This window comes from Alterinioella sp. (genome assembly GCF_058343375.1).
Genome location: NZ_JBTUJH010000013.1, coordinates 1 through 18,641 on the forward strand (window position 1 = coordinate 1; position 18,641 = coordinate 18,641).

Sequence of the window (18,641 nt, forward strand, 5' to 3'; positions counted from 1 at the left end):
CCATAGCGGATATGCGCCCGGTCGACGCGCGAAGCGCGGCGAAACCAATGGGATCAACCCTCGCCAAACACCCGCGCAAAGATCGTGTCGACATGTTTGGTGTGATAGCCGAGGTCGAATTTTTCCTCGATTTCGTCTGCCGAAAGTGCGGCCAGCACATCCGTATCGGCCAGCAGCTCGGCCTTGAAATCCGCGCCTTCATCCCAGACCCGCATGGCGTTCCTTTGCACCAGCTTATAGGCATCTTCACGGCTGACACCGGCCTGGGTCAGGGCCAGAAGCACCCGCTGGCTCATTACCAACCCACGGAATTTATTCATGTTTGCCAGCATGTTGTCGGGGTAGATCACCAGTTTGTCGATCACGCCGGTCAGGCGCGACAGGGCAAAATCCAGCGTGATCGTGGTGTCGGGGCCGATATTGCGCTCGACCGAGGAATGGCTGATGTCGCGCTCGTGCCAAAGCGTCACATTCTCCAGCGCCGGCACCACGGCCATACGCACCAGACGCGCCAGCCCGGTCAGGTTCTCGGTCAGGATCGGGTTGCGCTTATGCGGCATCGCAGACGACCCTTTCTGCCCCTTGGAGAAGAACTCCTCCGCCTCCAGCACCTCGGTGCGCTGCATGTGGCGGATCTCGGTCGAGATGTTCTCGATGCTGGATCCGATCACGCCAAGCGTGGCGAAAAACGCGGCGTGGCGGTCGCGCGGGATGACTTGCGTGCTGATCGGTTCGGGCATCAGCCCAAGCTTGGCGCAGACATGTGCCTCGACTGCCGGGTCGATATTGGCGAAGGTGCCGACGGCCCCCGAAATGGCCCCGGTGGCGATCTCGGCGCGCGCGATGCGCATACGGGCAAGGTTGCGGTCCATCTCGGCATAGAACCGCGCGAAGGTCAGCCCCATGGTGGTGGGTTCGGCATGGATGCCGTGGGACCGCCCGATGCGGATCGTGTTCTTATGTTCAAAGGCGCGGGTCTTGAGGGCCGTCAGAAGGCCTTGCAGATCCGTGATCAGAATATCGGCCGCGCGCACCAGTTGCACGTTGAAACAGGTGTCCAACACGTCCGAGGAGGTCATGCCCTGATGCACGAACCGGGCCGCATCGGCCCCGACATGTTCGGCCAGATGGGTCAGGAAGGCGATCACGTCATGTTTGGTGACGGCCTCGATCTCGTCAATGCGGGCCACGTCGAACTGAACATCCCGGGCCTTCCACACGGCCTCGGCGTTTTCGCGCGGGATCACGCCCAGATCGGCCTGCGCGTCGCAGGCATGCGCCTCGATCTCGAACCAGATGCGGAACTTGGTCTCGGGCGACCAGATAGTGACCATCTCGGGGCGGGAATAACGGGGGATCATGGGCGGCAGACCTTGTTCTTGTGACACGGGTTGCGCCCTCTTACGGTGGGGCAGGGATGACCACAAGTCAGGGGGATGTCGCAGTGTTGGCGCAGGCGATGGGACCAGCGCGGGTCGCGGGCGGGCAAGATTGCAGCCCATCGCCGCCATCGGCTGTCCGGGCCTGCCATGACCTTGATGGCGATGGCACCGGCGGGCGGGGCTTTGTCGGGCCGGCGGGCGATGAATTTTCCGGCAGGCCGGTCGTCGAGTGATCGGGCTGGAGGATTTCACCGGGCGCTGGCAGATCACGCGCCGGATCGAGGACCGCCGCGCTCTTTCGGTTGCTGGTGCCAATGCGCCGACCCTGCGGCGATGCGCCATGATGCCTGTTTCGCCACCTGAATGCAGCTGATCCGCGACATTTCGGCCTCTGATCAATTCAGCAGTTGAACCTAAAGTTGCTAGAGCTTGTAAAAATGCGGCTGCAAGGCGTGGCCATTGGCGCGCAGGAATAGAAAACTGGAGAGAAAATGAAGAGATTCATTCTAACGGCAGCAATGCTTCTCGGGGCCGCAACCCATGCGAACGCGCAGGGAACGGCACCGGTTATGGATGTGCTAAAGCAGGCCTCGTGTGGCTGTTGTGGTGGCTGGGTCGCGGCGATGCGCGAAGCCGGGTTCATCGTGAACGTTCAGAACGTTACGGGTGATGAGCTTTACGCCGCCAAGGAAGCCTCCGGGATACCGGAGGATCTTTGGGCCTGCCACACCGCCAGCATATCCGGCTACACCGTGGAAGGGCATGTCCCGGCCACTGAAGTGAGGCAATTGCTGGAGGAACTGCCGCCCGCCATCGGCATTGCCACGCCAGGCATGCCGCTTGGATCGCCCGGGATGGAATATAATGACCAACGTCAGGCCTTTGACGTGACATTGGTCAATCTGGATGGCAGTTCCGTCGTCTATGCCTCTTATCCCGGCAACTGACCCTAAATCGGAATCTGCGGATGGGGTGATTGTGTCGATAGACAGCAGGTCAGGGCCTGCTATCTGCGGAAATCAGCCCTTTTGCCCCTTCATCAGCCGATCGGCCTTTTTGCGCACCAGCACCGAACGCAGGTCATGCATTGCCAGCAGCAGCCGGTCGGTGACCTCCTCCAGCGCGTCATCCTCGGCCCGGCTTTGCGCCCAATGCGTGGTCAGGTTCAGGTAATCGACGGCGCGGTGGATGTCATCGAGATCACGTTCCGCCAGCACCGCGCGGCGCTCGCTGATCCACTCGGCGATGACGGTCTTTTCCTCATCGCTCAGAACATGATCGCCATGCGCCCGCACATTGCCGTTCCTGACATTGATCACGGCCAGTTCGGTCATCTCGATGCGGCGCTGGCGGTTTTCGGTATCGACCCGGAACACCGCCGCCCCGTTTTCGCGGATGCGGAAATAATACTCTGGCAAGTCTGACATTCCCGGCCCCCGCGATCGCCCTGGTTCGGGGCCAATCTAGGAACCGGGGGGGGGGCTGTCAAAGGCGTTCAGACCCGGCGCGCCACGATAAAGTGACTTGGCGGCGATTTCGGGAAATCTCCGGTCTCGATAATCTCGAAACCGGCCCGGGTGATGGCCTGTTCCAGCCTTTCAGGCGACAGAAAATGCATCCTGGGGGCCTTGCCCATCAGCCGCATCGCCGCGATTACCGGTTTCAACAGGCTGTAGCGCCCGGTCAGACAGGGCGTTTTCGAGATGAACAGCCCGCCCGGCCGGACCAGCCCGGCAATGGTGCGGATATCGGCACCGGGATCGGGCAGAAGATGCAGCAGGTTGAACCCGGTCACCACATCAAACGGGCCCTCGGGCATCCGGGCCTCGCCAGGCGCGGCGACAAGAAAGGTGATATTGTCCTGCGGTTGCGGCTTGGCGCGGGCGATCTCGATCATGGCGGGGGAAATATCGGTGGCGGTGATGCGTGCCACATGGCCGGCATGCTGCAATGCCGTGGCCCCGGTGCCGCAGCCCAGTTCCAGCATGTGATCGGCCGCGTTCAGGTGGCTTTGGGTGCGCGTCAGCGTGTGGGCATAGGCCTCGGTGTTGCGGATCTCCCGGGCGGCATAGCGCGGCGCGACCTTGTCCCAAAATGCGGCGCTGTTCATGTGGTATCTCCTTTGACCCTGCATATAGGGCCATCCCCGTTCTATGGGAATTGCATAAAATAGTAGTCATGATATGCAAATATGCATGGATTGGCGCAGCGTTTCTTTTGACTGGAATCAGGTCCGGGCCTTTCTGGCCACGGTCGAGGAAGGCTCGCTTTCGGCGGCGGCCCGGGCGCTTGGCCTGACCCAGCCGACCCTTGGCCGTCAGGTTGCAGGGCTTGAGGGCGCGCTTGGCCTGACGCTGTTTGAACGGATTGGCAAAACCCTGGTGCTGACCGGGCCGGGGCTGGAGCTGCTGGACCATGTCCGCGCCATGGGGGACGCTGCCAATCGCATATCGCTGAGCGCGACCGGTCAGAGCCAGACCATCGCGGGCCGGGTCCGCCTGTCGGTCAGCGATGGCTATGCCACCTATATCCTGCCGCCGATATTGGCGCGTCTGGCCCAGGTCGCGCCGGCGGTGGAGGTCGAGATCGTGGTGTCCAATGCGCTGAGCGATCTCAGGCGGCGCGAGGCCGATATTGCCATCCGTCATGTCCGCCCGACCGAACCGGATCTGATTGCGCGGCTGATCCGCACTGCCCATGCCCATCTTTATGCCGCCCCCGGCTATATCCGCCGCCACGGCCTGCCCGCGTCACTGGCCGATGCCCAGGACGCGCTTTTTGTCGGCATCGATCATTCGCCGCGCATGATCGATTTTCTTGCCGCCCATGGTCTGAACCTCAGGCCGCGCAATTTCCGCCTCTATTGCGAGAACACCATGGTCGGGTGGGAGATGGTCAAACAGGGCCTCGCCATTGGCGTGATGTCCGAGGATATTGCCGATCGCACCGAAGGCGTCGCCCGGATATTGCCCGAGTTTACCCCGATCCCGGTGCCGATCTGGCTGGTCACGCATCGCGAATTGCACAGCAGCGCCCGCATTCGTCTGGTCTATGATCTGCTGGCCGATGCGTTGAAATAGATGGGGGTTGGGGTGCAATCCAACCCTGTGCCGGGCTACGCCCGGCCGGTCGCTGCCCGCAGGGCAGCGAAACCCCCGCTCTCAGCCATTTCCCCGGGTTGAAAACAGGCTCGCTTCCTCTGCCGCCTTCTTGATGGCGCGGGATTTGTTCAGGGTCTCCTGAAACTCCGCCTCCGGGTCGCTGTCATAGACAATGCCGCCACCGGCCTGAATATAAAGCATCCCATCCTGCACCACCGCCGTGCGCAGCGCGATGCACATATCCATATCGCCACCGGCGCTGAAATAGCCCACGCCGCCGCCATAGACGCCACGTTTTTCAGGCTCCAGCTCATCAATGATCTGCATCGCGCGCACTTTGGGCGCGCCCGAAACGGTGCCGGCAGGCAAGCCCGCCAGAAGCGCCGACAGCGCGTCGTGATCGTCGGACAGCTCACCGACCACATTCGAGACGATATGCATGACGTGGCTGTAGCGCTCGATGATGAACTCTTCGGTCGGGCGCACGGTGCCGATCTTTGACACCCGGCCGGCATCATTGCGCCCCAGATCAAGCAACATCAGATGCTCGGCCAGCTCCTTCTTGTCGGCCAGCAGCTCCAGCTCCAGCGCGCGGTCTTCCTCGGGCGTGGCCCCGCGCGGCCGGGTGCCTGCGATGGGCCGGATCGTGACCTCGCCACCAAACACCCGCACCAGAATCTCGGGGGATGCCCCGACGATCTGAAAACCGCCGAAATTGAAGAAGAACATGAAGGGCGAGGGGTTGGTGCGCCGCAGCGCGCGGTAGAGTGCGAAGGGCGGTTCGCGAAATTCCTGCCGCCAGCGTTGCGAGGGGACGACCTGAAAGATGTCGCCGGCGCGGATATAATCGCGGGCGGTCTCAACCGCGGCCAGATAATCGGGCTTGGCGAAATTCGAGACCGGCTCGGCCACGGCCTGCGCTTGCCCCATTTCGCGGCTGGCGCTGGCCGGTTGCCGGTCCAGATCGCGCACCGCATCCATCACCCGCTCAGCCGCCTGCGCATAGGCCGCGCGCGCCGACAGGCCCGAAGAAATCCAGGCCGGAGACACCACCGTCACCTCACCCTTGACCCCGTCCAGAACCGCAATCACCGAGGGCCGCATCAGCACCGCATCGGGCAGGCCAAGCGGGTCGGGGTTCACATCGGGCAGATCCTCGACCAGTCGGATCATGTCATAGCCAAGATAGCCAAACAGCCCGGCGGCGGCGGCGGGCAGGTCTTCGGGCATGTCGATGGCGGACTCTGACAGCAGCGCCCGGATGGTGGCCAGCGGCGCGGCGTCACAGGGCTTGAACGTCTCCCGGTCAAACCGGGCATCGCGGTTCAACCGGCTGGTCTGGCCACGACATTCCCAGATCAGATCGGGCTTCATGCCGATGATCGAATAGCGCCCGCGCACTTCGCCGCCGGTCACCGATTCCAGAATGAAACTGTCGCGCCCGGCATCCGTCAGCTTCATCATCACCGAAACCGGCGTGTCCAGATCGGCGGCCAGCCTAGTATAGACCAATTGATTGGCCCCGGCGTTCCAGCCAGCCTCAAAGGCGTCAAATGTCGGGATCAGAGCCATGCCGCCTCAGGGAAACTGCGCATGGACCGCGTTGATCACGCCGGCATCCAGGTTGATGCCGATCTCGGCCTCCAGCGCCTGGCCGTAAGCCTCGAACAGATCCTGCGATATGGCCTGCGCGCCCTGGGCCGCGAACACACCTGTCAGTGCGGCGATTTCGGGCGTGCCACGGATGCCGGGGTTGATGCTATCGAGCCGCGCAATCCAGGCCGCGCGTGCCGACGGGATGACCACCATATCGCCGATATTGTCCAACTGGAACATCTGCGCCACCAGCGTCGGCGGTGCGCCGGGGATGAAATCACTGCGCCGGATCAATTCTTCGCTTTGCAGATCAAGCCCCAGATCCTCCAGCGATCCGGTCATCGCCAGTTCCCCGATCAGCTCCCGCGCCCGATCGGCCAGCCGTTCGCGGATTTGCGTTTCGCGCCAGGCGGCGGTCACCTCATCGGTGATCTCGTCCAGCGGCGGCACCGTGGGCGGCGTGATCTGGTCCAGACGCAGCGCAAACTGGCCGCCATCGGACAGGTCCAGCAATTCGGGGAAATCATCTTCGGCGGCAGCAGCAGCAGCGTCCCCAAAATTGTCATAGCCCGCAATGCCGGTATCATCGCCTTCGGTCCAGGTGATGGTGCCCAGAACCATGTCGGTTTCCGCCGCCAGCTCCTCCAACGAGGCCCCACCGGCCAGAAGGTCGTCCATATCCTCGATCATCGCATCAATGGCACGCCGCGCGGCCCCTTCGGCCAGCTCGTCGCGCAGATCGGGCAGCGCGTCCTCGAAACTGACATTGGTGGGATCGAGCACCGCATTGATCCGGTAGAGCGCCGGGCCAAAGCGGCTTTCCAACGGGCCCAGAATCTCGCTTTCGGTATCGGCAAAGATGACGTCGGCGGCAGCTTGCGACAGGCCAAACGCATCGGTCTCGCCCATATCGACATCTTCCAGCCGCAGGCCACGATCCAGAACCAGCGTATCAAAATCGGTCTCACCGGCATCCAGTGCCGCGCGGGCGGCCTCGGCCTCTTCGGCAGAGGGGAATACCAGCCGTTCCAGCAGCCGCCGCTCGGGCTGCACATATTGGTCGATCCGCTCCGAATAGAGCGCGCGCAGGGCATCTTCGCTGACCTCGACCACATCCAGGATCATTTCGGGCGTGATCCAGGCATAGGTGATTTCGCGTATTTCGGGACGCTCGAACAGCGCCCCATTCTGTTCGTAAAACGTGGCCAGTTCGCCTTCCTCCGGCACGATCGGCCCCGCGTCCAGATCGCTCTCGGTCACGCGGGCCAGGGTGAAACTGCGGGTCTCGGTCTGATAGGCCACCATGATCTCGGTAAAGGCATCGGGCATCGCCAAGCCGCCAATGATGCCGGTCTGCAACAGCGACCGCGAGATATCCTCGCGCACGGTTTCCTCGAACTGGGCGGCGGTAAAGCCCGCCTGTTGCAGCGCCACCTCATATCCGACCCGGTCAAAATTGCCATCCGCGCCCAGAAACCCGGTGGTGCTGCGGATCTGGCGCGCGACCTCTGCGTCGCCCACAGATACGCCCATCGCCTCGGCCTCATGGGTCAGCGCCGCGCGGGCGACCAAACCATCCAGAACCGCCCGATCCAGCCCGGCGGCGCGCATCGCGCTGACGGTGGTAAACGGCCCGCCCTGGGCCTGCTGCGCCCGCAATTCCGCCTGCAGCGCGCGGGCATAGGCCTGGGCCGTGATCGAGGCATTGCCGACCGATCCGATCTCGACCGCGGTAGAGCCGAACCCGCCGATACCAAAGCCCGCAAGCCCCACCATCAACAGGCCCAGAATGATCCAGACAATAATGTTCGAGGCTTTTTTTCGCGCGCGTCTCGCCATGCCGGCACTCTCCCTGATTTCAGGCCCTGGTCAGGCCTTGGGTCGCAGTTTACGAGCCGCAGGTTTAGGGGCTTGGGCCGGGGGGGGCAAGTGCCCTATACGCCAAGATCCGCCAGCCGGTCGCCCAATTCGGCCAGACCATCGGTATCGGCATTGGCAAAGGCCAGCCGCAGCGTGGTTTCGGCCTGTCCCTGCCCACCCTCATTGCGCAGCGGGCCGAACATCGTTCCGGGCAGGACCAGAAGCCCGGCATCGACCACCAGACGCCGCGCCACGACATCCGAACGCTCTGCAAAAGGGTGCCGGACATAGCCGAAATAGGCCCCGCAGCCCAACAATTGCCAATCGGGCAGGCGTTGAAACGCCGCCTGCATCGCGGCGCGCCTGCGCAAGATCTCCAGCCGTTCCCCGGCCAGCCAATCGCGCAGGTGGCGCATCCCCCAAAGCGCGCCGATCTGGCCCACCTGGCTCGGGCAGATGGCGATGCAATCGAGGAATTTCTCAACCTGCGCCAACCGCGCGGGCGAAGACAGAATCGCCCCCACGCGATGCCCGGTCAGCCGGAAGGATTTGGAAAAGGAATACAGCGTGATGACGGTATCATCCCAATCGGGATCGGCAATCAGACCATGCGGCGCGCCTTCAGCCCCATGAAAATCGCGATAGGTCTCATCGACGATCAACGCGATGCCGCGCCGCCGTGCCAGATCGCGAAACGCATCCATGGTCGCGGCCGGATATTCCACCCCGCCCGGATTATTGGGCGTAACCAGCACGATGGCACGGGTGCGCTTGGTGATCAGCGCCTCGGCGGCCTCAGCGTCCGGGATCAGATCCTCGCCCGTGCTCAGCACTTGCGTCTCGATCCCGTTCATGTCGAGCCACATCTTGTGGTTGAAATACCATGGCACCGGCAAGATCACCGCATCGCCGGCCTGGGCCAATGTCGCCACCACGGCGCAAAAGGCCTGATTGCAGCCTGCGGTGATCGCCACCTGATCGGGGCTGACGCACCCGCCGTAATTGGCGCTCCACTGCGCGGCAAGCTCGGCGCGCAAAGCCTCCAGCCCCAGGACAGGGCCATAAAGATGGCTGTCATCTCGGGTCATCAGCGCATCCGCCATGGCGCGGCGCAGGCCTTCGGGGGGCGGATCAACCGGCGCGGCCTGGCTGAGATTCAGCAAGGGCCGCTCGGCGGCAAATGTCACCCCCTCAAGCCAGCGTCGCGCCTGCATCACCGGGGGTGCGATGGTGTCGGCAAGCCTTGGATTCACCTGGCGCATGACCGCCCCCTGTCTTCTTTGCGCTTCAAATATCCCCGCCGGAGGCAGCGCCACCTCGAAACACGCGCCTTGGCGCAAACGACATGAACCCGCCGCCACATGCGCCACTCAAAGTATCGAGCGGCCGCGCATGCGGCCTCCGTTTGACTGCAGTTCAGAACGGAATTTCATCATCCACGTCGCTGCCACCGCCGAAGCCGCCGCGCTGCTGGTCGCTGCCCGGATTGCCGCCGCCCTGGTCGCCGCCATAGCTGCCCCGGTCATCGCCCTGACCACCGCCGCCATAGCCACCGCCGCCGCCTTCGCCGCGCCCGTCCAGCATCACCAGCGTGCCGCCAATGCCTTGCAACACCACTTCCGTGCTGTAGCGGTCGGCACCCGATTGATCTTGCCATTTGCGGGTCTGCAACTTGCCCTCGATATAGACCTTGCTGCCCTTGCGCAGATATTGCTCGGCAACGCGGACCAGACCTTCCTGAAAGATTGCCACCGAATGCCATTCGGTCTTTTCGCGGCGCTCGCCGGTATTCTTGTCTTTCCACGTTTCGCTGGTGGCAATGCGCAGATTGCAGACCTTGCCGCCGTTCTGAAACGACCGCACCTCGGGGTCGCGGCCCAGATTTCCGACCAGAATGACCTTGTTGACCGACCCTGCCATACGTTTTCCCCTGACTTTTCGATTCTCGATTTTGGAACACCGCTGTTAGATCATCCCGCCTTGGTTAAGAAAAGCCAAATGGCGCGGGAAAATCTGCGGAATGTCGGCAAAGCTGGAAATGTCGGGCATTTTCCCTATATTGTTCGGCATTGCGACATGGGGCGGATTGATATGACACGATTGGGCGCAATTTCCTTTATCCTTGTCGGCCTTGCGGTCCCGGGTGCGGCGCAGGGCGTCAGCGCGGAGCGGTTGAACCGGTTCAACGATCAGCTGCAATTGCTCGATCAACGCGCGGCCACGCAATATGAGTTCTCAGCCCGTCTGCAACCGGGGTATGACATTTCGGAACAGACCGTAATTCCACGCTATAGCGGCGGCTATGACGGTCCCTGGCTGGACGTGGCCCGCGCCGCGGCGCGCCGCCACGCCATCCCCGAAGATCTGTTCCTCAGGCTGGTGACGCAGGAAAGCGGCTGGAACCCGCAGGCCTTGTCGAGCGCCGGGGCCATCGGGCTGGCGCAGTTGATGCCCGACACCGCCGTTTTGTTGGGTGTCGATCCGGCCGACAGTCTGCAAAATCTCGAAGGTGGCGCGCGCTATCTGGCGCAGCAGTTCCGGCGGTTCGGCAATTGGCGGCTGGCGCTTGCGGCCTATAATGCCGGTCCCGAGGCGGTGATCGCCTATGATGGCGTGCCGCCTTTTGATGAGACCCAAGCCTATGTGCGCGCCATTCTGGGGGCCTGATCGGGCCGGGCACCACCCCACCTCACCAGGCCTGAATCATTCCGGCGTTTCCGCCCCCAGTTTGACCAGCCTGGCGCGCAGGGCGGGGGCCTGATCTGATCCCGCCTCCAGCGCGTAAACATAGGCGTGGGTTAGATAAAATCGCTGCGCAACCGCGCCATCACTGGTCTCGGAGGCTTCGAGATAAAGCGCGATCAGCGCTGCGCGGTCCCCGGTTTCATGGGCCGCCAGCAGCCGCGCATCGAGCTCAGAGCGCATCCTTTTGCGCCCTGAATGCGGCGACTTTTTCCGCCACCCAGGCGTGAAACATATGCGTCGGGCCGTCCATCGCGGGCGAGAATCTGCCGCCGTCAAACCCCGGCGCGGCGCGGCCCTTTTGCATGCCTTCGACGACAAGGACATCCTCCAGAAACACCTCGCGCCACTGCGCCGCATTTTTCTGCCGCATATCGGCGTCAATATCGGGTTTTGCATAGTAAATATGCACATGTTCGCGGGTTTTGTCATGCGCCACAGGTTCCAGCACGATGGCAAAACCATGGTCGCGCTGCGCGCCGAGCAGCAGATTGGGATAGACCGCGATATATTCGCCGCCCTGATCCCAGAAATCGGAAAGCCCGTCGAAATCGGGAAAAACCTGCCCGTCATCGCCCTTGAGCTGGCGGTAGAGATAGGTGCCCTGACCCGAGAAATTCCCCGGGCTTTCAATGTGATAATGGTCCTCCAGCCGGGAATAGCTGTTCAGGCCGGGATGGATCCAGGGAAGGTGATAGCTTTCGCAGAAATTTTCCACCGCGAGCTTCCAGTTGGTCTGCAAATCCAGCGTGAAACGGCTGTCATCCCCGCCATGGAATAGTGGTTTTTCCATTTCCTTCCAACGGGTTAGAAGGTCTGCATGGATGTCTTCAAACGGTGCGGCATCGCCCGAGAGATTGACGAAAATGACGTCGCGCCAGATATGGCTGCGAAGCTCGATCAGGCCAAGCGTGGCGCGGTCCATTTGCGGATGGCTGTTCAGACCCGGACCGCCGATATGCGGGGTGGAGACAAGCCGGCCATCCTTGGCATAGCACCAGCTGTGATAGGGGCAACGGATGGCACCTTCGATCTTGCGCGGGGCATCGACCAGGATCATGCCGCGATGTCGGCAGATGTTCTCAAACACCCTTATCGTGCCATCGCCGTCGCGCAGCAACAGCAGGGGCTGGCCCAGAAATTCGATGGGTTTGCAATCACTTGGCTCTGGCACATCGGCCCCGACGGCCAGGGCGGCCCAGCTTCGCGCCAGCACGGCCTCATTCTCCTGGGCAATGGTTTCGGGGTCGGTGTAATGGGCATTGGGCAACCCGCGCGCGGTTTCGATCGGGGCGGTGACGGTGTCCAGAATGTCGCTCTGCTGATCCTTGGGCATGGCCCCCTCCCGTAATGTCCAGGCATCGGTATTCGGGATCAGTCTAGGGGCGCGGGCGTGGCGCGTCCTGTCCGTTCACGACGCTGAGATGACGGGAATTGACACAGGTGTCGGGAAGAAAGTGACACTCGTGTCACTTAAAAATGACGCGAGTGTCATTTTTTGGCGATTCAGCCGCGCGAAAATGTCACCGGTGCGGGCGCGGGTCGGCCGGTCCGGGGCACAAAATCTTCGGGAAGATTTTTGGCCGCGCAAATGCCCACGCGCGCCGCCGGGGAGCGGTCCGGGGCACAAAAATCTTCGGGAAGATTTTTGGCCGTGCGAATGCGTGCGCGCGCGCCCGGGGGGCCGTCCGGCCATTGGCCCTGTCATCAAGGAAGCGGGTGCCAGAGGATGGCACCGGAATTATTTCATTCCGATCTGGGCCCGAGACCGCGCGCCATGGCGGCGACACCGGTGCGGGCCATGCGGACCGTGCCCAAAGGGCGCATCAGATCGGTGAAGGCGTCGATTTTTTCCGGCGTGCCGGTCATCTCGAACATGAAGCTTTCCAACGTGCTGTCGACCACATTGGCGCGGAAGATTTCGGCGATGCGCAGCGCCTCGACCCGGGCCTCGCCCTTGCCCACCACCTTGATCAGTGCCAGTTCGCGGCTGACATGGGGCCCTTCCACGGTCAGGTCCGAGACCTCGTGGACCGGCACCATACGTTCCAGCTGCATCTTGATCTGATGGATCACGGCGGGCGTTCCGCTGGTCACGATGGTGATGCGCGAGCGGTGGCCGGCAAGATCGACCTCGGCCACGGTCAGGCTGTCGATATTGTAGCCGCGCCCGGAAAACAGGCCGATGACACGGGCCAGCACGCCGGCCTCATTGGTGACCAATATGGCCAGCGTATGGCTTTCGATCACATCTGACAGATGGCTGCGCAGATCATAGGCGGAATGGCTGGAGGCACCTTGTTCGATGTTGAGCGGGGACATGTGAGGGGGTCCTTTCCTTGCGTGTCTTTAACCTTGCGCGCGCGGCTTGGCGATACGCGATTTCTGTCAGGCGTCATAGCCGAAACGGGTGATCCAGGGGGCCAGCCGGCCCATTACCGGGGCAAGCTGGGGCTGGTAATGGTGCCAGCGCCCGGCGGCGCTGCTATAGAGCGGCTGGGTGACCTGGGCGTAGCTGGCGGTGCGGATCACCGGTTTCGTGCTCTGGTGAAACCGGGTCATGTCATCGCGCCAGGTCAGGCCGGTATGTGCGAGGATCGGGGTGATGGCGGCGCGCAGATCTCTGATCAGATCCTCGTAGCGGATGGTGACGATGTCGAGTTCGAGCCGCGCGGCGCTGGCCTGCCAGAGGGTCATCACCCGGTCATAGAGGATGGCTGCGGCATCGAGGCTGCGGAAGTTTTCCATCGCGTCATTGGGGGTGAAGTTCTGCATGAAGCAACTGAGGATGACATCGCAGGGGTGGCGCAGCGAGAAGACGAATTTCGCACCCGGGAAACAGCGGTTTATGGCGGCCGCCTCGACCAGGTTGAGGGGCAGTTTGTCGAACGGGATACGGCCCTTGAGCTTCTGGCCGAGCCGGGTCTCGAAGGCGGCCAGATAGGCGGTGGCGCGGGTCTGGGCGGCGGCGGCGTTGAGCGCGGCCAGATCGGCGGCCAGATGATCCGGGCGCAGGCCCTCGGTCAGGATATTGACCAGCGGGTGTTCCTCGATCAGGGCGACATCGGGATGTGTCATCAAGATGGTTTCCAGCAGCGTCGTGCCCGAGCGCGGGAAGCCGACCAGAAACACCGGCTGCGGCGTATCTGTGGCGTAATCAGAGGCAATCAGCGCCGGGGTGGCGGCCAGATGAGCGCTGACGCGGGCCAGATAGCGCGGCCCCGAGATATCGCCGCGACCGGAGAAATGATCGGCAGCCGCGTTCATTGCGGTGAAGGCGTCGAAGGCGGGCCCGTATTGGCCGAGCGCATGCAGGGCGCGGCCCCGGGTGGCGTGCAGGGCGGCGGCGTCGCGGGGCGGCAGCGTGTCGATTTTCGCAGCCGTTTCAAGGGCGTGTTGGTGCTGGTTGCGGCGACCCAGACAGATGGTGCGATGCAGCAGGATGGTGGGGTGATCGGGCAGATGCGCCTCGGCCCGGGTCAGGGCGGCATCCAGATCATCGAGCCGGCCCAGCCGTTCCAGCATCTTGGCCAGCGCCTCCCAGGCGGGCGCGGCGCGCGGGGCCAGTTCGGTGGCGCGGCGCAGGTGGGTTTCGGCCGGACCGGTCGCATCGAGGCTGAGATGGGCCAGGCCGAGCGCGGTCTGCGCGGCGGCGCTGTCGGGGGTTACATCATATGCGGCCTTTGCGGCGGCGAGCGCTTCAGTGGGCTGGCCCTGATTGCGCAACAGCGAGGACAGGCTGAGATAGGCATCGGGGCTGGCGGGATCGGTGCGGATGGCGTGGTCAAACACCCGCGTGGCCTCATTGTTGCGGCCCTGTGCGGCCAGCGCATTGCCCAGCGCATTGGCGATGTCGGACAGCAGCGGCTGGCGTTTCAGCAGCGCCGGGGCCTGGGCCAGGATGAGCGGCCAGTTCTGCGCCTGGAAGGCGGCGAGGATGGTCTGGCGGGCGGTTTGATCGGCGGGGCCGAGGGCGGGCGCGGGATGCGCGGCCCGGCCGAGCGAGGCGAGCAGCTTTCGCGCGTCGGCGTCCCGCGAATTGCGGTAGAGATGTTTTCTGAGGGCGAGGCTGGCCTCTGCCATCTGGCCGCCAAGGATCATCCCCTGCGCCGATGCCAGGATCAGCGTGGAGGTGGCAGGTGCGGTCTGGCGGTCGGCTTGCATGTGCGGGGGCCTTGGATCTGGCGGGGTTGGGGCGGGGTTGGGGGTGCGGGCACCTGCCCTGCGGATCTGTGTCGCGTTGGCAAATTCCAGAAAATCAATTGCGCCGGTTTTGCTTCAATACATCATCGAACCATATGTCCGCATCGAAACCCGGCCCCGTGGTCGACCTGAACGACAGAGCTTCCCGATGGCGCGCCAGCCGGTTGTTCTGGACGTTCTCGCAACAGGGTGCATCGCCGGTTTGACGCTCAAGCCCGGTTAAGAGCTTCGGGTTCAGTGATTTTTCAGCCTCCCTTTTGTCATGGCGGCTCATACCAGCACCCCACCCGCATCGCCGATCACGCCCTGGGTTTCGGCATCACCCATCAGCATTTCATTATGGGCCTTGCCCGAGGGGATCATCGGATAGCAGTTTTCGTGCTTTTCGACCAGGCAGTCGAAGATCACCGGGCCATCATGGTTCAGCATCTCCATGATCGCGTCATCCAGATCGGCGGGGTTCGTGCACAGAATGCCCTTGGCCCCGAAGGCCTCGGCCAGTTTGACAAAATCGGGCAGGCTTTCGGACCAGGAATGCGAATAGCGTTCGCCATGCAGCAATTCCTGCCATTGGCGCACCATGCCGAGGCGTTCATTGTTGAGGATGAACTGTTTCACCGGCAGGCGATATTGCGCGGCGGTGCCCATTTCCTGCATGTTCATCAGCCATGAGGCTTCGCCCGCGACATTGATCACCAGCGCATCGGGATGCGCGATCTGGACCCCGATCGAGGCCGGAAAGCCGTAGCCCATGGTGCCCAGGCCGCCCGATGTCATAAAGCGGCCCGGATCGTTGAAGCCGAGATACTGCGCCGCCCACATCTGATGCTGGCCGACTTCGGTGCAGATATAGCGATCATGGTCTTTGGTCAGCGCCTCCAGCCGTTCAAGCGCGTATTGCGGTTTGATCGTGGTCTCGGAGTTCTGGTAGTCGAGGCAGCGGGTCTTTTTCCATTCCGCGATCTGATCCCACCATTTCTGCACCGCCCCGGCATTGGTCTTGCGCCCGCGCGCCTTCCAGATCCGCAGCAGATCCTCCAGCACATGGCCGACATCGCCGACAATGGGGAAATCGGCATGGATCACCTTGTTGATCGATGACGGGTCGATGTCGATATGGCCCTTGCGGCTGCCGGGGCTGAAATCGGCGATGCGCCCGGTGATGCGGTCGTCAAAACGGGCCCCGACGCAGATCATCAGATCGCATCCATGCATTGCCAGATTGGCCTCATAGAGCCCATGCATCCCCAACATGCCGAGCCAGTTCTTGCCCTGCGCGGCATAGGCCCCCAGCCCCATCAGGGTGGAGGTGATCGGAAAGCCGGTGGCATCGACCAGTTCGCGCAGGAGCTGACTGGCGGCGGGGCCGGAATTGATCACGCCGCCGCCGGTATAAAACAGCGGGCGTTCGGCGGATTCGAGCGCTTCGACCAGGGCGGTGATGGTGGCGGTGTCGCCCTTGACGCGGGGGTGATAATGCGACGGGCTGACCTTGGGTTTGGGGCTGTATTGGCCGGTGGCAAACTGCACATCCTTGGGAATATCGACCAGAACCGGGCCGGGGCGCCCGGCGGTGGCGATGTGGAAGGCCTCGTGGATGGTGGTGGAAAGCGCGTTGGTTTCCTTGACCAGCCAGTTCATCTTGGTGCAGGGCCGGGTGATGCCGACGGTATCGGCCTCCTGAAAGGCGTCCGAGCCGATCATGAAGGTGGGCACCTGGCCGGTCAGCACGATGATCGGGATCGAATCCATCAGCGCATCGGTCAGGCCGGTGACCGCATTGGTGGCCCCGGGGCCGGAGGTGACCAGAACGACGCCGGGCCTGCCGGTGGAGCGGGCATAGCCTTCGGCGGCATGCACCGCGCCCTGTTCGTGGCGCACCAGAATATGGCGGATCTCGTTTTGCTGGAAGATCTCGTCATAGATCGGAAGCACCGCCCCGCCGGGATAGCCGAATACAGTATCGACACCCTGATCCTTCAGGGCTTCGACCACCATCCTGGCACCGGTCATCTCAGTCATGGCTCATGCTCCTTCAGCCTCGTGTCCTATTCGGGTTTTCAACTCTGTCGCATAAAAAAGCCCCCGACGGAATGACGGGGGCGCATGGTGGTCCGATATGGTTGCCGTCACCGACCCATGCGCGCCTTTTCTACAATTACGAGAATACCGGACATTTCCGAGGTTCCTTCATGCGAGTGCGCAGACATTATGAGGGGGGTTTGGCCTCGTCAACCGCGAAAGGGGTGAGAAATTCGAATTCTGTTATGGAAAATGTCGGCAATGGGCGGATTGGCGCAATAATCATATCGTTTTTTGCAGCACAGAGTCAGGATCAGTCAGAAGTTGGCGCAATATGTTGAATTCGGGCGGGCAGCTGCGCGGAGCGGGGATAAAGATTCGCAGGATAGGGCGGCGCAAGTTGCGAGTCGTGCGAAATTGCACATAATTTAGTAAATCTATAAATATATGTGCAAAAATCAGGAGTAAATACGTGACCCGGCGTCAAATTGGTAAGATATTTTTACAATTTTCTGCTGATTCGGTTCAATTTGGGGTTTGTGCAGGCGCGGTGCTTCGCTAACCTGCCCGCACGAAAACCTATAATGAGCATGGCCACAATGGCCGTGAAATATCCGATGGGGAGGATACCATATGGATCGCCGTTCTTTTCTCAGAACGTCTGCAATTGGCGGTGCCGCTGCCGCCACCACGACTTTGGCCGCACCGGTCTATGCACAGGGCAACCGCACGTTGAGCATGGTCACGTCCGTTCCGGACGGGTTTGCCATCTTCGATGATGCCGGACAGCAGGTCGCCAACTACATCACCGAGATGACCGACGGTCAGATCACCATCAACAAACACCCGGCCGGCAGCCTGGTCGGTGCGTTTGAAGTGTTCGATGCCGTGTCTTCGGGTCAGGCCGACATGTATCACTCGGCCGATTACTACTTCCTGAACCAGCATCCCGGCTTTGCCTTCTTCACCTCGGTGCCGTTCGGCATGACGGGTCAGGAAATGGCGAACTGGTATTACCATCGCGGTGGTCACGAGCATCACAATGAACTGGCCAGCCTGTTCAATCTGAAATCCTTCATTGCCGGATCGACCGCGATGCAGCCGGGTGGCTGGTTCAACACCGAGATCAACTCGGCCGATGATCTGCAGGGCCTGCGGTTCCGGATGCCCGGTCAGGGTGGTCAGGTTCTGGGGCGTCTGGGTGCCTCGGTGCAGAACATTCCCGGCGGTGAGATCTACCAGGCGCTTGCCTCTGGCCAGATCGATGGTGCGGAATGGATCGGTCCTTACGCCGATGAGCGGATGGGCTTCCAGGAAGTGACCAACATCTACTACACCTCTGGCTTCCACGAGCCGGGCTCGGCGCTGACGCTGTCGTTCAATCTTGAAGTCTACGAATCCTTCACCGATTCGCAGAAGCAGATTGTCGATGCCGCAGCCCGCGCCACCTACAGCACCAACCTGGCCTTGTCGCTGGCCGAGAACGGGGCCGCGCTTGCCCGTCTGCAATCGCAGGGTGTTCAGGTCCGCGAATTCCCGGATGATGTCTGGGATGCCTTCGGCACCGCCGCCGCAGAGGTTCGCGCCGAAAACATGAGCGATCCGATCTATGCGGCGATCGCCGACAGCTACTTTGCCTCGTTGGAGGAATCTGCCAGCTGGTTCGAAATCGGCGACGCCGAATACATGCGCCAGCGCAACCGCGTCAACGCAATGTAATCGGGCGACCGATACA

Annotated in this window: 18 protein-coding genes; 5 read left to right on the forward strand and 13 right to left on the reverse strand. The window is 62.4% G+C overall.

The features are described from left to right. Positions 1 to 53 precede the first annotated feature (53 nt). Positions 54 to 1,361, reverse strand: a complete 1,308-nt coding sequence (gene purB, locus ACW8PS_RS02205; RefSeq protein WP_491525624.1) for an adenylosuccinate lyase — start codon at positions 1,359 to 1,361, stop codon at positions 54 to 56. A 56-nt stretch (positions 1,362 to 1,417) separates the two neighbouring features. Here purB and ACW8PS_RS02210 point away from each other — a divergent pair, with 56 nt between their 5' ends. Then, entirely contained in the window at positions 1,418 to 1,615 is a 198-nt protein-coding gene (locus ACW8PS_RS02210; protein WP_491525625.1) for a hypothetical protein, read from the forward strand. A 336-nt stretch (positions 1,616 to 1,951) separates the two neighbouring features. Continuing rightward, positions 1,952 to 2,329 (forward strand): DUF411 domain-containing protein, encoded by a 378-nt coding sequence (locus ACW8PS_RS02215; protein WP_491525626.1) that lies wholly within the window; start codon positions 1,952 to 1,954, stop codon positions 2,327 to 2,329. Positions 2,330 to 2,401: 72 nt separating this feature from the next. Here the strand turns inward: ACW8PS_RS02215 and ACW8PS_RS02220 are convergent, their stop codons facing one another. Both ACW8PS_RS02220 and ACW8PS_RS02225 read right to left on the reverse strand, forming a co-directional pair. Next, on the reverse strand, positions 2,402 to 2,809 hold the full coding sequence (locus ACW8PS_RS02220; protein ID WP_491525627.1) for a hypothetical protein: 408 nt from the start codon (positions 2,807 to 2,809) through the stop codon (positions 2,402 to 2,404). 68 nt (positions 2,810 to 2,877) lie between these two features. Further along, entirely contained in the window at positions 2,878 to 3,492 is a 615-nt protein-coding gene (locus ACW8PS_RS02225) for a class I SAM-dependent DNA methyltransferase (protein ID WP_491525628.1), read from the reverse strand. Positions 3,493 to 3,577: 85 nt separating this feature from the next. Between ACW8PS_RS02225 and ACW8PS_RS02230 the strand changes: the two genes are divergently transcribed. After that, positions 3,578 to 4,462 carry a LysR family transcriptional regulator gene (locus ACW8PS_RS02230; protein WP_491525629.1) on the forward strand — a complete coding sequence of 295 codons (885 nt, stop codon included), beginning with the start codon at positions 3,578 to 3,580 and terminating at the stop codon, positions 4,460 to 4,462. 81 nt (positions 4,463 to 4,543) lie between these two features. Here the strand turns inward: ACW8PS_RS02230 and trpE are convergent, their stop codons facing one another. From trpE to ssb, 4 genes are all read right to left on the reverse strand, one after another. Beyond that, entirely contained in the window at positions 4,544 to 6,055 is a 1,512-nt protein-coding gene (gene trpE, locus ACW8PS_RS02235) for an anthranilate synthase component I (protein WP_491525630.1), read from the reverse strand. 6 nt (positions 6,056 to 6,061) lie between these two features. Continuing rightward, entirely contained in the window at positions 6,062 to 7,918 is a 1,857-nt protein-coding gene (locus ACW8PS_RS02240; RefSeq protein ID WP_491525631.1) for a peptidylprolyl isomerase, read from the reverse strand. 95 nt (positions 7,919 to 8,013) lie between these two features. Continuing rightward, complete coding sequence (locus ACW8PS_RS02245; RefSeq protein WP_491525632.1) at positions 8,014 to 9,201, reverse strand: aminotransferase; 1,188 nt, start codon at positions 9,199 to 9,201, stop codon at positions 8,014 to 8,016. A 154-nt stretch (positions 9,202 to 9,355) separates the two neighbouring features. Beyond that, positions 9,356 to 9,859 carry a single-stranded DNA-binding protein gene (gene ssb / locus ACW8PS_RS02250; RefSeq protein WP_491525633.1) on the reverse strand — a complete coding sequence of 168 codons (504 nt, stop codon included), beginning with the start codon at positions 9,857 to 9,859 and terminating at the stop codon, positions 9,356 to 9,358. Between the two features lie 171 nt (positions 9,860 to 10,030). Here ssb and ACW8PS_RS02255 point away from each other — a divergent pair, with 171 nt between their 5' ends. Then, positions 10,031 to 10,606 (forward strand): lytic transglycosylase domain-containing protein, encoded by a 576-nt coding sequence (locus tag ACW8PS_RS02255; RefSeq protein ID WP_491525634.1) that lies wholly within the window; start codon positions 10,031 to 10,033, stop codon positions 10,604 to 10,606. A 36-nt stretch (positions 10,607 to 10,642) separates the two neighbouring features. Here the strand turns inward: ACW8PS_RS02255 and ACW8PS_RS02260 are convergent, their stop codons facing one another. From ACW8PS_RS02260 to ACW8PS_RS02285, 6 genes are all read right to left on the reverse strand, one after another. Then, on the reverse strand, positions 10,643 to 10,864 hold the full coding sequence (locus ACW8PS_RS02260; RefSeq protein ID WP_491525635.1) for a hypothetical protein: 222 nt from the start codon (positions 10,862 to 10,864) through the stop codon (positions 10,643 to 10,645). Continuing rightward, positions 10,854 to 12,017: an aromatic ring-hydroxylating oxygenase subunit alpha gene (locus ACW8PS_RS02265; RefSeq protein ID WP_491525636.1), complete on the reverse strand. Its 1,164-nt coding sequence runs from the start codon at positions 12,015 to 12,017 to the stop codon at positions 10,854 to 10,856. The genes ACW8PS_RS02260 and ACW8PS_RS02265 overlap by 11 nt, the downstream gene beginning before the upstream one ends. A gap of 410 nt (positions 12,018 to 12,427) precedes the next feature. After that, on the reverse strand, positions 12,428 to 13,003 hold the full coding sequence (gene ilvN / locus ACW8PS_RS02270; protein WP_491525637.1) for an acetolactate synthase small subunit: 576 nt from the start codon (positions 13,001 to 13,003) through the stop codon (positions 12,428 to 12,430). A 66-nt stretch (positions 13,004 to 13,069) separates the two neighbouring features. Continuing rightward, positions 13,070 to 14,845, reverse strand: coding sequence for a tetratricopeptide repeat-containing sulfotransferase family protein (locus ACW8PS_RS02275; RefSeq protein ID WP_491525638.1), 1,776 nt, complete (start codon positions 14,843 to 14,845; stop codon positions 13,070 to 13,072). 94 nt (positions 14,846 to 14,939) lie between these two features. After that, positions 14,940 to 15,158, reverse strand: a complete 219-nt coding sequence (locus tag ACW8PS_RS02280; RefSeq protein WP_491525639.1) for a hypothetical protein — start codon at positions 15,156 to 15,158, stop codon at positions 14,940 to 14,942. Continuing rightward, a complete protein-coding gene (locus ACW8PS_RS02285; RefSeq protein WP_491525663.1) occupies positions 15,155 to 16,897 on the reverse strand; it encodes an acetolactate synthase 3 large subunit in 1,743 nt (580 codons plus the stop codon). Before ACW8PS_RS02285 ends, ACW8PS_RS02280 begins: the two co-directional genes overlap by 4 nt. A gap of 642 nt (positions 16,898 to 17,539) precedes the next feature. Here ACW8PS_RS02285 and ACW8PS_RS02290 point away from each other — a divergent pair. Further along, a complete protein-coding gene (locus ACW8PS_RS02290) occupies positions 17,540 to 18,625 on the forward strand; it encodes a TRAP transporter substrate-binding protein (protein ID WP_491525640.1) in 1,086 nt (361 codons plus the stop codon). Positions 18,626 to 18,641 lie beyond the last annotated feature (16 nt).

Excerpts from the sequence above, each read along its gene's own strand:
- purB (WP_491525624.1), bottom strand. The coding sequence starts at position 1,361 with ATGATCCCCCGTTATTCCCGCCCCGAGATGGTCACTATCTGGTCGCCC.
- ACW8PS_RS02210 (WP_491525625.1), top strand. The coding sequence starts at position 1,418 with ATGACCACAAGTCAGGGGGATGTCGCAGTGTTGGCGCAGGCGATGGGA.
- ACW8PS_RS02215 (WP_491525626.1), top strand. The coding sequence starts at position 1,952 with ATGGATGTGCTAAAGCAGGCCTCGTGTGGCTGTTGTGGTGGCTGGGTC.
- ACW8PS_RS02220 (WP_491525627.1), bottom strand. The coding sequence starts at position 2,809 with ATGTCAGACTTGCCAGAGTATTATTTCCGCATCCGCGAAAACGGGGCG.
- ACW8PS_RS02225 (WP_491525628.1), bottom strand. The coding sequence starts at position 3,492 with ATGAACAGCGCCGCATTTTGGGACAAGGTCGCGCCGCGCTATGCCGCC.
- ACW8PS_RS02230 (WP_491525629.1), top strand. The coding sequence starts at position 3,578 with ATGGATTGGCGCAGCGTTTCTTTTGACTGGAATCAGGTCCGGGCCTTT.
- trpE (WP_491525630.1), bottom strand. The coding sequence starts at position 6,055 with ATGGCTCTGATCCCGACATTTGACGCCTTTGAGGCTGGCTGGAACGCC.
- ACW8PS_RS02240 (WP_491525631.1), bottom strand. The coding sequence starts at position 7,918 with ATGGCGAGACGCGCGCGAAAAAAAGCCTCGAACATTATTGTCTGGATC.
- ACW8PS_RS02245 (WP_491525632.1), bottom strand. The coding sequence starts at position 9,201 with ATGCGCCAGGTGAATCCAAGGCTTGCCGACACCATCGCACCCCCGGTG.
- ssb (WP_491525633.1), bottom strand. The coding sequence starts at position 9,859 with ATGGCAGGGTCGGTCAACAAGGTCATTCTGGTCGGAAATCTGGGCCGC.
- ACW8PS_RS02255 (WP_491525634.1), top strand. The coding sequence starts at position 10,031 with ATGACACGATTGGGCGCAATTTCCTTTATCCTTGTCGGCCTTGCGGTC.
- ACW8PS_RS02260 (WP_491525635.1), bottom strand. The coding sequence starts at position 10,864 with ATGCGCTCTGAGCTCGATGCGCGGCTGCTGGCGGCCCATGAAACCGGG.
- ACW8PS_RS02265 (WP_491525636.1), bottom strand. The coding sequence starts at position 12,017 with ATGCCCAAGGATCAGCAGAGCGACATTCTGGACACCGTCACCGCCCCG.
- ilvN (WP_491525637.1), bottom strand. The coding sequence starts at position 13,003 with ATGTCCCCGCTCAACATCGAACAAGGTGCCTCCAGCCATTCCGCCTAT.
- ACW8PS_RS02275 (WP_491525638.1), bottom strand. The coding sequence starts at position 14,845 with ATGCAAGCCGACCGCCAGACCGCACCTGCCACCTCCACGCTGATCCTG.
- ACW8PS_RS02280 (WP_491525639.1), bottom strand. The coding sequence starts at position 15,158 with ATGAGCCGCCATGACAAAAGGGAGGCTGAAAAATCACTGAACCCGAAG.
- ACW8PS_RS02285 (WP_491525663.1), bottom strand. The coding sequence starts at position 16,897 with ATGACCGGTGCCAGGATGGTGGTCGAAGCCCTGAAGGATCAGGGTGTC.
- ACW8PS_RS02290 (WP_491525640.1), top strand. The coding sequence starts at position 17,540 with ATGGATCGCCGTTCTTTTCTCAGAACGTCTGCAATTGGCGGTGCCGCT.